At 72.7% G+C, this 11,701-nt stretch carries 10 protein-coding genes; 6 read left to right on the forward strand and 4 right to left on the reverse strand.

Translation table 11 applies throughout. The annotated features are described in order from the left end of the window. Positions 1-7: 7 nt before the first annotated feature. The 4 genes from ABT369_RS05075 to ABT369_RS05090 all read left to right on the forward strand — a co-directional run bounded on the left by ABT369_RS05075 (position 8) and on the right by ABT369_RS05090 (position 3,654). Complete coding sequence (locus ABT369_RS05075) at positions 8-385, forward strand: nuclear transport factor 2 family protein (protein WP_350610392.1); 378 nt, start codon at positions 8-10, stop codon at positions 383-385. Between the two features lie 93 nt (positions 386-478). Further along, positions 479-1,270: a helix-turn-helix domain-containing protein gene (locus tag ABT369_RS05080; protein WP_350610393.1), complete on the forward strand. Its 792-nt coding sequence runs from the start codon at positions 479-481 to the stop codon at positions 1,268-1,270. Between the two features lie 34 nt (positions 1,271-1,304). Then, positions 1,305-2,699, forward strand: a complete 1,395-nt coding sequence (locus ABT369_RS05085) for an NAD(P)/FAD-dependent oxidoreductase (RefSeq protein ID WP_350610394.1) — start codon at positions 1,305-1,307, stop codon at positions 2,697-2,699. 115 nt (positions 2,700-2,814) lie between these two features. Further along, the gene (locus ABT369_RS05090; RefSeq protein WP_350610395.1) at positions 2,815-3,654 is read left to right on the forward strand and encodes an alpha/beta fold hydrolase; all 840 of its coding nucleotides are present in this window, start codon (positions 2,815-2,817) and stop codon (positions 3,652-3,654) included. A 24-nt stretch (positions 3,655-3,678) separates the two neighbouring features. Here the strand turns inward: ABT369_RS05090 and ABT369_RS05095 are convergent, their stop codons facing one another. Both ABT369_RS05095 and ABT369_RS05100 read right to left on the reverse strand, forming a co-directional pair. Continuing rightward, the gene (locus tag ABT369_RS05095; RefSeq protein WP_350610396.1) at positions 3,679-4,971 is read right to left on the reverse strand and encodes an MFS transporter; all 1,293 of its coding nucleotides are present in this window, start codon (positions 4,969-4,971) and stop codon (positions 3,679-3,681) included. Further along, positions 4,968-5,507, reverse strand: a complete 540-nt coding sequence (locus tag ABT369_RS05100; RefSeq protein WP_350610397.1) for an ArsR/SmtB family transcription factor — start codon at positions 5,505-5,507, stop codon at positions 4,968-4,970. Before ABT369_RS05100 ends, ABT369_RS05095 begins: the two co-directional genes overlap by 4 nt. Before the next feature lie 92 nt (positions 5,508-5,599). Here ABT369_RS05100 and ABT369_RS05105 point away from each other — a divergent pair, with 92 nt between their 5' ends. Beyond that, positions 5,600-8,467, forward strand: coding sequence for a hypothetical protein (locus ABT369_RS05105; protein ID WP_350610398.1), 2,868 nt, complete (start codon positions 5,600-5,602; stop codon positions 8,465-8,467). A 55-nt stretch (positions 8,468-8,522) separates the two neighbouring features. Here the strand turns inward: ABT369_RS05105 and ABT369_RS05110 are convergent, their stop codons facing one another. Then, positions 8,523-8,891 carry a group I truncated hemoglobin gene (locus ABT369_RS05110; protein ID WP_350610399.1) on the reverse strand — a complete coding sequence of 123 codons (369 nt, stop codon included), beginning with the start codon at positions 8,889-8,891 and terminating at the stop codon, positions 8,523-8,525. A gap of 363 nt (positions 8,892-9,254) precedes the next feature. On the opposite strand from ABT369_RS05110, the gene ABT369_RS05115 reads away from it, so the two are divergent. After that, complete coding sequence (locus ABT369_RS05115) at positions 9,255-10,031, forward strand: dienelactone hydrolase family protein (RefSeq protein ID WP_350610400.1); 777 nt, start codon at positions 9,255-9,257, stop codon at positions 10,029-10,031. A gap of 55 nt (positions 10,032-10,086) precedes the next feature. Here ABT369_RS05115 and ABT369_RS05120 read toward each other — a convergent pair whose 3' ends face one another. Further along, positions 10,087-11,445 (reverse strand): glycoside hydrolase family protein, encoded by a 1,359-nt coding sequence (locus tag ABT369_RS05120; RefSeq protein ID WP_350610401.1) that lies wholly within the window; start codon positions 11,443-11,445, stop codon positions 10,087-10,089. Positions 11,446-11,701 lie beyond the last annotated feature (256 nt).

Genomic DNA, 11,701 nt, shown 5'->3' on the forward strand with positions numbered 1-11,701 from the left:
AGCAACAATGAGTACCACCGAGACCAACCGTGAACTCCTGCGCCGCTGCTACGAGTCCTACTTCGTGCACGGCAGCCTCGACGAGGTCGCCGAGGCGGTCCACGAGGAATTCGTGCAGCACAGCCCGGACGCACCGTCAGGCCGGGAGGCGTACCTGGCACACCTGGCCGAGGCCGCCTTCAAAGGCGGCACCAGCGACGTCAAGCGGATCCTCGCCGACGGCGACTTCGTCGCCGTGCATCATCATCTGCGGCTGCGCGACGACAACGGCCCCGGTCTGGCCGTGGTCGACCTGTGGCGTGTCCAGGACGGCAAGCTGATCGAGCATTGGGACGTCGAGCAGCCGGTGCCAGACCCGCAGCGGGTCCCCAACGGCATGTTCTGACGGACACCTGGGCAGGCGCGCGCAGCCGGACAACGCGGTCCGTGCGCGCCCGGCCGCACCGAGAACCTGCACAGAAGCGAGGAGACCGTCAACGTGACGATCGGCCTAGAACTCGTACGTACCTCCAACGATCGGGTCTTCGAACTTCTCGACGCGCTCGCGTCGCTCGGCCCGGGGGCGCACCGGCTCCGGGACGTTGCCGCCCGCGCCCGACTCGCGACACCGACCGCCCATCGCATCCTGCAGGCCGCGATCCGCGCCGGTACCGTGTCCAAGGCCCAACGCGGCCAGTACTCGCTCACGGTCCGCGCCGGATCGCCCGGCCCGCAGCCCGTCGTGTCCGCGCCGGCTACCGCGACGCGGCACAGCGCACAGGACGCGACCGGGCCGGGGAGCCTGTCGCTGGCGATCTCCCGGCGCATCCGGATCGGCCTGGCGGCCCTGCAGAAAGCGACCGGGCAACCGGTGCTGCTGTACGTCCCGCTCATCCTCGACGCTCCGATGCGGTACTGCCTGGCCTATTTCGCTCCCGAACGAGACGAGCTGCTCGGCGACGCGGAACGGTTGCTCGCCACCGACATGGTCTTCTGCGCGCCGCTCACCGTCGACGCGGCGGGACGGCTGATCGAAGCGCACATGATGGGCCACCTGCCGGGCCGGGCGGACCAGCGCGAGCGCGCGATCCTGCAGGCCGGCTACACGTACGGTCCCTCGCCGGTCGCGGGCTGGGACACGCTCGCCGCGCCGCTGCGCAGGTACGGGCAGATCGCGGGGGCGATCTGCGTAGCGGCGCGAACCGCCTGGCTGGAAGAGCACCGGGACCGAACGGTCGGGCAACTGCGACAGCTCGCCTCGGAACTGAGTGACGAGGTACCACCGCGATAGAGCCGCGGGTCCCTCGCGGAAGGAAGGACGCTCGATGACATCGAAGACCCCCGCGGTCGTGCTCGGCGCCGGCATGGCCGGCCTGCTGGCGGCCGCCGCCCTGGCCCGAACGGCCGATGTCGGTGAGGTCGTGCTCGTGGAACGTGACCGGCTGCCGGCCGGCCCGCACCCGCGGCGTGGCCTGCCGCAGGGGCGGCACGCCCACGTGCTCATGTCCAGCGGTGCCCGTGCGATCGAGGCGCTGCTGCCCGGCACCACCGAACGATGGCGCGCCGCGGGGGCGCACCGCATCGGACTGCCCGACGGCTACGTGATGCTGCTGCCGCAGGGCTGGCTCCCTCGCGGCGAAACCGGCCAGTTCGTCGTCAGCTGCAGCCGGGCGCTGCTCGATTGGGTGGTCCGCGAGCAGGTCCTGGCGCTGCCCGGGGTGCGCCTCGCCGACGAGACGGAGGCCGTCGCGCTGTGCGGCGACACAGCTCGCGTCGACGGCGTCGAGGTGCGCGATCTGCGCGACGGCAGCACGCGGCGGCTCGACGCGGGAATCGTGGTCGACGCCACCGGCCGCGGTTCCCGGGCACCGCACTGGCTGGCGACGCTCGGCCTGCCGAGCGTCGACGAGGACGTCGTCGACTCGGGACTGCGCTACGCGACGCGGGTGTTCCGGGCACCGGCGGGTGCGGAGACCGCGTTTCCGATCGTCAACATTCAGGCCGATCCGGAGCAGGACCGTCCGGGCCAGACGGCCGCGCTGATGCCGATCGAGGACGGTCGGTGGCTGGTGACGCTGTCGGGCACCAGAGGTGGTCAGCCACCCGCGGACGAACGCGAGTTCGTCGGCTTCGCCCGGGCCATGCGCCACCCGATCGTCGGCGACCTCATCGCGGGCGCCGAAGCCCTCGGCCCGGTCGCGGTGACGAACAGTACCGCGAATCGGCGCCGGCATTTCGAGCGGCTCGCCGAGTGGCCGGACGGTTTCGTTGTGCTGGGTGACGCGGTCGCCAGCTACAACCCGGTCTATGGCCACGGCATGACGGTCGCGGCACACGGCGCGGCGGCCCTCGCCGCCGTGCTGGACACCGTGCCGGTACTGCAACCCGGCGCGGCCCACGAGGTGCAACGGCGGCTCGCGTCCATAGCGGCGGACGCCTGGGGCCATGCGACCGGGACCGACATCCGCTTCCCCGGCGCGCGTGGTCCCGCGCCGTCGCGGGTCGAACGGGCGATGTGGCGGTACCAGAGCCGCCTCATGCGAACCGCGCTCGGCCGGCCCGGGGTGGCTCGCGAACTGGTCGAGGTGTTCACGCTGTCGGCGCCGGCGAGTCGCCTGATCCGCCCGCGGATCGTGCTGGCGACGCTGCTCGGGCCCGGCCGTGCGCTGCTGCAGCAGCCCCCGTTCACCGCGACGGAGCGGGCGGCCGCGGCGGTGTGAACCCGCCGTGCCGGGAGGCGCCCGAGCGCGGTTCCCGGCACCGCGCGGCCCATACCCGGGCCTCGTCCGGTACGGGTGGCGCCGGCTCCTGCCCGCCCGGGGGACGCTGGCCTTGATGACTGACGTCCGGTACCGCACGGCCGAGGTCGACGGCCTGCCGGTCTTCTACCGGGAGGCCGGGCCACCCGGCGCGCCCACGCTGCTGCTCCTGCACGGCTTTCCGTCCGCGAGCCACATGTTCCGCGAGCTGATTCCGCTGCTCGCCGACCGGTACCACCTCATCGCGCCGGATCTGCCGGGCTTCGGGCAGTCGGCCACGATCGGGCGGCCCACCTTCGAGCGCCTCACCGACGTCATCGAGGGTCTGACCGAGCGGCTCGGGCTCGCCCGCTTCGCGCTGTACGTGTTCGACTACGGCGCGCCGGTCGGGTTCCGGCTCGCGCTGCGCCACCCCGAGCGCATCACCGCGATCATCTCGCAGAACGGCAACGCCTACGAGGAGGGGCTCAGCGACGGCTGGAAACCGATCCGTTCGTACTGGCACGACCCGTCCCCGGCCAACCGCGAGGCGCTCCGGTTCATGCTGGCGCCGCAGACGACGATCTGGCAGTACACCGAGGGCGTCACCGATCGGTCCCGGGTGAGCCCCGACGGCTATGGGCTCGACAACGCCTACCTCGCCCGCCCCGGCGCCGATGCGGTCCAGCTCGACCTGCTCCTCGACTACGCGAGCAACGTGGCGTGCTACCCGGCGTTCCACGAGTACTTCCGCACCAACCGGCCGCCCCTGCTCGCGATCTGGGGCCGCAACGACCCGTTCTTCCTCCCGGCCGGCGCCGAGGCCTTCCGGCGCGACCTGCCCGAGGCCGACGTCCGCTTCCTCGACACCGGCCACTTCGCGCTCGAGACCCACGCCGGGGACATCGCCGAGGCGATCGGAGGGTTCCTCACGTAACTTCGGAGCTGGTAGGTGCGCCGATCAGCCGGAGACGACCGCATCGGTCAGCCGGGCGGGACGGCCTTCCTCGGCCGGACTCTCACGGTCGCAAGCAGCACGCAGCGCCGCCTCGACCCGGCGGTTGCTGGTCATGGTCGACGTGACGGCGGTCATGGCAAGCAGGAGGCCCGCGGCGGTGTAGAGCGGGGCGCGTACGTCGTAGGTGGTGGCCAGCCAGCCGCCGAGGAAGGCGCCGAGCGGGGCGGCGCACATGGCGAGCATGCGGGAGGTGGAGGCGACCCGGCCCATCAGGTGGGCGGGGACGATCGCCTGTCGGAGTGAGGGGCCGAGGACCATCGTGGCGCCCATGCCCGCTCCGCAGACGGCGAGCGCGAGACCGGCGACGTACGGGTTCGGGGCTCCGGCAAGACCCAGGATGGCGAGTCCCTCGACCGCGGCCGTGCAGGTGAGCGCGGTGCCGGTGCCGAGCCGTCGGCCGAGGGCGGAGGCGATGCCCGCGCCGAGCAGACCGCCGGTGGCCTCTGCCGTGAGGAGCAGGCCGAAGCCGGAGGTGCCGATGCCGAGCCGGTCTCGGGCGAAGAGGGCGAGGACGGTCTCCACGGCGAGGAAGGCGATGTTCCCGACCGCCGGACGCAGCGCGAGCCCGAGCAGCAACCGATCTCGGAATACGTACGAGGCGCCGGCCCGCGCTTGCCGCAGCAGCGACTCACGGGCCTGCGGTGCGGGCCGGGGTACGGCGGGCAGCGACCGTACGAGCAGTGCGGAGAGCGCGAACGACACCGCGTCGGCGAGCAGCGGGACCGCCCGCCCGAGCGTGAGCAGGGCACTGCCCGCGGGTGGCCCCGCGAAGCCGGATGCGGCGGTCTGGGTGCCGCGCAGGCGGGAGTTGGCGCGTTCCAGGAGCGCGGGGTCGCGGCCGAGCAGATCCGGCAGATAGGCCGTGGCGGCCGTGTCGAAGAAAAGTCCGCCGAGGCCGAGCAGGAAGGCGACGGCCGCGAGCAGCGGAATGCTCAGCACGTCGAGCATGGTCGCTGCCGCCGGGATCGCGAGCAGTACCGCACGCGCTGCATCCGCGACCCACATCGTGCGCCGGCGGTCCCAGCGGTCCACCAGCGCACCGCCGAGCACCCCGAAGAGCAGCCACGGCAGCGTTCCGGCGGCCGTGACGACGGCGAGCGCCATCGGATCCCGCGTCAACGTCAACGCGAGCAGTGGCATCGCGGCATGCGTTACCCCGTCACCGAGCGAGGAGATCGTCTGCGCGGTCCACAGCCGTCCGAACCCGGTCGGCAACTTCCGAGCGTCCGAGGTCATTCGGCGTCCTTCGGGGCCTGCTCGCGCCACGCCGGGTGGAACAGAGCGAAGACGAGTGACGCGTCCGGCAGCGACGGATCCGACAGTTCCCGGTACTCGTCCGCCAGTGCGTGCAGCCGAGCCCCCAGTTCCGCGAACTGTTCCTCGGTGAGCCGCAGGTGCGTCATCTTGACGTGCCGCTCGCCATCCAGCGGCGCTGCCTCCAGGTCCGCCACCGCATGCCGCATCAGCACGTCCGGCCCTCCCTCGCCCGGATCCGGCAGCACGATCGAGCGCGCGGCCATCGCGTAGTACCGCTCGGTGACCCCCCGAACCTTCCGCGTCCGTACGACCTTGATCAGGCCGGCCCGTTCGAGCAGCCGCACGTGGTAACTGGAACTTCCCTTCGCGAGGCCCACTCGCTCGGCGATCTGCGTGATCGTCGCGGGCTCGAAGCGAAGCACGGCCATGATCCGGTGACGGGTGAGATTGGAGACGGCACGTAGCTGCTCGTCAGTGGTGACGTGGAACGCCTCGGGAAGGTCGGCGGTAGGCACGCGGACAATGGTCAACGATTCTTGACCATTGCGCAAGGGGGTTCCCGATCGACGTATGGATGGGCGTGCGTGACCCCGGCACAATGTGTGCCGTGAAGCCGTTTCGGCCGAGTGCCGTGTCTGTTGCCGCGGCCGGGCTCGCGCTCGCCGGCGGGGGAGCGGCCGCCCTCGCCAACTTCGTCGCCTGGCCCGTGGCCGTGGTGCTCGGGGCCGGCTCGGCCGCCGCCGCGCTCGGTGCCGCGGCCGTCGTGCGCCGCGGCGAGGCGGCGCGGGGGCGACAGGGAGCGCTGGGCGACGGGACCGACAGCGCCTACGACGTCGACGGGCCGCTCAACGCGCTCGACCCGCGGCTGGAGGTGGTTCGGTTCAACCATGCGCGGCACCGGGAGCTGACCGGGCTGCGCGCCTGGGCGCTCGGCGAGACCGACGGGCCGGCGGTGTGGCTGCTGGCGGGGGAGCCGGGGGCGGGCAAGACGCGGCTCGCCGTACAGCTCGCGGGGGATCTCGCCGAGCACGGCGTCGCGGCCTCGTGGGCACGGCCGGAGCGCGGGGCGGCGGCCGCCGGGCTGGTGGGGGAGCGGACGGCGCCGTCGCTGCTCATCGTCGACGACGCCGATCTCGCGCCCGATCTCGCCGACGTCCTCACCGCGTTTCTGCGGGAGCCCGCGGGCAAGGCGCGGCTGCTGCTCGTCGCCCGGGACTTCGGCGGCTGGTGGCTGCGGCTGTGCGCGAGCCTGCCGTCCGGGGTCGCCGCCGCGGTGCCGATCGTCGCGCCGGCCCCGCTCGGGCCGCTGACCGTCTCGCCTGCGGTACAGAGGCAGCTGTTCCGGCAGGCGCTGCGGGCCTACAGCGTGTGGTGGGAGCTCGACCCGCCCGCCGCGACCCTCGCGCCGACCGGCGAGCCGGTGCCGGTCGGCCTGGTCCACGCGGCCGCGGCCGTGCGGGCCTGGGAGTCGCAGGACGGGCCGATCGAGCTCGGCGCCGCGCTCGAGGCGCTCTTCGCCGCCGAGGAGGAGCGCTGGCACGACGACGAGCGCGCCGCCGTGATCCGCCCCTACGGCCGGGCCGCCGTGCGGGCCGCGGTCGTCGCCGCCGTGGTGGCCGGCGCGCCCGACGACGACGCGGCGGTCGACATGCTGGGCCGGATCGACGACCTCGCCGGGCTGGACGACATCACCCTGCGGCGCATCGCGCTGTGGCTTCGCAGTCTGTACCCGCAGCAGCCCCCGGACTGGCTCAGCCCCCGGCTGCCGATGTACCTCGTCGAGCGGTACGTCGCCTTCGCCCTGACCCGCCAACCCACTCTCGCCGCCACGCTCGCCCGGGCCGTCCCCGAGTCCCGCGAGGCCCGCATGGTCACGGCGCTGGCCCGGGCCGCCCGCCACTCCGCGGCGACCGCGACCGCCCTGCGCGAGGCGCTGCTGGTCCGCCCCGCCCTGCTGCGCGGTGCGATCGCGGCGGTCCGCGCGGCGTCCGGCCCGGTGGACGCGGTCGTCGCCGAGGTCGTCGCCGAACTGCCGCCCACCGCCGAGACCCTGGCCGTCCTGCCGGTGGTGACCCCGCTGGACATCCGCCACGCCCCGCGCACCGCCCTCGCCGTGACGCTGCACCGCCTCGCCGCCGCGACCGACGATCCCGGCCCCCTCCTGGAGACACTCGGCACGGTGCTGCTGGCCGTCGCCGACGACGAGGCCGGCTACGCCGCGACCGTGGACGCGGCCGCCCTGGTCCGCGGCTTCGTCGCCGGCGGGCACCCAGGGCTGGCCACGCCGCTGGGCCTGATGCTGACCGCGCTGGCCCGCCAGCTCGCCGCCGCCGGACGCCCCGCCGAGGCGCTCATCGCGGCCGAGGACAGCGTCGCCCTGCTCGCCGCGGCGGCCGGCTCGCAGGACTGGGTGCAGGCCATGACCACGCGCGCGATGGTGCTGCACAACAGCGGCCGGTACGAGCCGGCGGTGCAGTGCGCGGCTGAGGCCGTCGAGGGCGCCGCCGGGCCGACCGCCCGCGCCCGGGCCCTCGTGCACCACGGTGGCCGGCTCGTCCTGCACGGTCAGGAGATCCGCGCGTACCGCGCCTACGCTGGGGGAGCGGAGGACTTGCCGATGTTCGCCGACCCGACCGCCGACGGCCGCCGCGAGCTCGACGAGGCGATCGAGCTGCTGGAGGCGGGCAGCCCGGCCGGCTCCGACCACGAGACGCTGCTCGCCGATGCGCTGATGCTGCGGGCGGTCGCGGGCGCCATGGACGACGGCGAGCGCGCGATCGAGCTGCTGCGGGGGTGGGACGCGGCGGGCGGGTCGCGTTACGAGCTGCGGCTGGCCGCCGCGCTGACCAACTCGATCGCCGACCTCATCGTGCGCAACCGCGGCGACGAGGCGGTGGCCCGGGCCCGCGAGGCGGTCCAGATCGTGCGCCGCCTCGCGCAGCAGCGCCCCGAGCGGTTCCGGCACTGGCTCGCCGCGACACTGCTGAACCTCGCCACCGCGGAGTTCTTCGTGCACCACGACGAGCGGGGGGCCATGGCCGAGGCCCTCGACCTCGGCCATGAGCTGCGCCGGGCCGAGCCGGCGCAGTTCTCCGGCCTGCTCGCCGCGATCCTGTTGAACGGCTCGGCGATCCTGGGCGCCATGCGCCGCGAGACCGACGCGGCCAGGCTGTGCGACGAGTGCCTCGCCCTGGGCGCCGACGACGGCACGGGAGCCTCGTCGATGCCCCATGCGGTGAGCATAGCGCTGGCCAACGTCGTCATGAACCGCATCAACGCGGGGCCGGCCCCGAACCTGCTCGCCGCCGAGGAGGAAACCCGGCGCATCGTCGTCGACCTGCGCACCGCGCTGCGCGACGCCTCAGTCCGCGGCATCCCGACGCTGGGCCAGAGCAACGACGGCGTGTACACCGTCTACATGGTCACCCTCCTGATCTTTCCGACGCTCGCGTCGCGGATGGCGTTCGCGGCCTGAGCCTCAGGCGAGGATCACATCGGCCGCATCCAGGTCCGCTCCCGCACCGTTGCGCTCAGGCGGTCAACTCGGCGGCCGAGACGATCTGGGCGCGCAGCGGGGCCAGTGCCGCGGCGATCTCCATGATGTCGTCGTCCGGCACGCCGAGGTCGGTCAGGGTGGCGGCGAGGTGGCCCACCACGGCGTCGAAGGCGCCGTCGGTGATGTTCAGCCCGGCATGCGCAGCGGACATGTCCCGGCCCGCGTAGATCGCCGGCCCGCCGAGCGCCGCGGCGAAGAACGCCCGCTGGTGCGACTTCAGGCGGTTGATGTCCACGTCCTTGAAGTAGGGCGCGAGACCCGGGTCGTCCAGCACCCGCGTGTAGAACTGCTCGACCGCCGCCTGCACGGCCCCCGCGCCGCCGATCCTGTCGTAGATGCTCATGTCGCCTCCGTCGTCGCGGCGCCCCACCGGCCGGGGGCGCCTGCGTTCGGCGGCGACGCTAGGCGTACCGCGTTGCCCGGCCGTTGGGGCGCGGAAACATCAGCGATTCCAACGCCGCACAACGCCGCGCGGCGCGTCGTGAACGCCGCCGGAAGCGGCCCGCTGCAGCGGTTGTACTTCCACGTCTCGATCACTGAAACAGCGCCCGCGTTGACCAAACGGCCGATGTCGGACCGGCCAGGTGGTGCTAGCTTTAAATCATCCAAAATGGTATGATTTGGGCCTGGCGTGTCTAGCATTCGGGGCAACCTCCCGGGTCGCCGGCGGCGGCCCGATCGTCCATTGTGGAGAGGATCCCCGCTCGTGTGCTACGACGCCGACGCCAGCCCACCGATCCACGGCCCGGCCGTCACGACGGTGAGCAGCGCGCCGCTGCTGCTCACCTCGGCCGACGTGACCCAGTTCGCCGCGTATCTGGCCGTACCGGCCCAGCCCACCGGCATCGGTGTGCTGCTGCTGCCGGACAACGGCGGACTGTCCAAGTTCTACGAGCGCCTCGCGGTACGCCTGGCCGAACAAGGCCACACCGCGCTGGCCGTCGACTACTACGGCCGTACGGCCGGCACCCGCTACCTCGAGCGTCCGGCCGATTTCGCCGCCCTGCCGAACCTCATGCCACACCTGGCGCAGCTACGGCCCGACACCCTGTACGGGGACTTCGACGCCGGCATCGCCCACCTGCGCGCCGACGGCGGCGGGGCACACACCGTCGTGTCGCTCGGCTTCTGCCTCGGCGGGCGGTTCGCGTTCCTCACCGCGGCCGAACGCTTCGGCCTGTCCGGCGCCATCGGCCTGTACGGGGCGCTCGACGCCATCAACGGCGCACCGGGACCGATCCAGCGGGCCGGCGAACTGCGGGCGCCGATCCTCGGCATGTTCGGCGGCGCGGACCCGCACATCCCGGCGAGTACCGTCGAGGCGTTCGACGCGGCACTGTCCGAAGGCGGGGTGCCGCACGAGATCGTCACCTACCCCGGCGCACCGCACGGCTTCTTCGAGCAGGAACTGCACGAGCAGGCCGATGCCTCGGCCGACGCCTGGCGACGCATCCTCGCGTTCCTGGAGCGGGCCAAGGACTGAACACGCGCCGTGCCACGCCGGCGGATGCCGGCGTGGCACATGCGTCTGCTTGCGATCAGTGGCCCTGGTCGTGCGGAACGGTGACCGTCACGGTGCAGCCGGCCGGGCGGCCGATCTCGTCGTGGCCGCGATAGGTCAGGGTGTAGACCCGGTCGCCGCCGTTCCCGGACCTCTCGGCCCGCAGCTGTCCGGTCAGCGACGGCTGCCCCGCCACGAACCCCGTGACGTCAGAAGCGTCGCCACCGGTGACGCCGACGAGCTCGAACCCGCGCGGCCCGAGGACGCCGTTCTGGAGGTCGACGCTCACGTTGACATCGACCATGCGGTGGTTCGGCGGCCACAGCCGCGGCCGGTCGACCGTGCAGTTCAGCTGCCGCTCGGGCAGCGGCTCGTCCAGCGTGGCCACCGCGTGCCCGATGGTGGCGGTGAGCCGGGCACCGGCCTCGTAGTACATGTGGACGGTGGTGCCGTCGAAGTAGAAGGTCGGTGCCGCGGAGCGGCCCGAGTCCGGCGCGGCCGTCATCGAGTCGTGCACGACGCCGAGGTGAATCTCCTGGTCGAAGTTGTCGCCGACGTCCACCGCGTGCATGTCGCCGTCGGACGCGTGGAAGATCACCAGGTTGCGGCCCTGCCAGCGCAGGAAGAACGGGCCGGAGGCGTTGGGGGCTTCGTCGCCCTGCGGGGTGACGATCGGCTGCGGCTGGATCGTCCAGTTCCGGGCGTCGGTGGAGACGGCCCAGCGGATGCGCCGCGCCACCGGACCGGTCGGGCTGGGGGGCGCGGAGATCGGGTTGTCCATGAACAGCATCAGGTACCGGTTGCCGAGCCCCGGAACCGACTGTTCGAAGACGCGGGCGTACGAGGTCTCGCCGCCGGTGCTGCTGTCGCGCTGGACTGCGGTGCCGCCGTACTCGAAGTGGATACCGTCGTCGGACGTGGCGTACCGGGTGATCGGGTTCTCGCCGTGGAAGTACAGGAACAGCTTCTGCTCACCCTCGACCCAGATGGCGTGTGGTGAGGAGATGTGGCTGACCGTGTTGTAGTACGGCAGCCAGGTGTTCGAGATCAGCGGGTTGTTCGCGTACTCGGTCCAGGGCCCGTTGATGGAGTCGGAGTAGGCCAGGGCGATGCCGCCCGGCTTCTCGTGCGGCGCGTAGTACATGTAGTAGGTGCCGAGCGGGTGGGCGAAGTAGTCGGCCGCCCGGATGACGCTGGGGAAGATGAACTCGCCCGTCGGGTTGTACTTCAGCTTCGTCTTGTCGAACGCCGTGCCGACATAGCTGAAGCTGGGAAAGCTGAACGAGGCGCCGTCGGCCGGTGACGCGGTCGCGGCCGGCGTCGCGGCGAGGGCGGCGGTGACGAGTCCGACGGCCGCGGCGCAGGCGGTACGGCGGACAAGGCGCTGAGATGTCACAGAAGGCTCCCTTGTGGACGGTGGTCGACATCGCGCATGGTCGCGACGGCGCCGATTGCGGCGGTCGTAGGACAGGCGCGACTGACCGTCCGGGCGATGAACGGTAGAGGGTGGAAAGCGATCAGCGGTGCGGTTGCGGAGCCAGAAGCTCCACAATGGATGGAAACGCCACGGAGGGCCGCGGGTGTCGGACACTCCGCGCCGAGACGGTGCCGTCGGGGATCGGCGGCACCGTGGTCCGGCTGAAGTCGACGGG

This window comes from Dactylosporangium sp. NPDC000244 (assembly GCF_040300725.1).
Lineage (GTDB): Bacteria > Actinomycetota > Actinomycetes > Mycobacteriales > Micromonosporaceae > Dactylosporangium.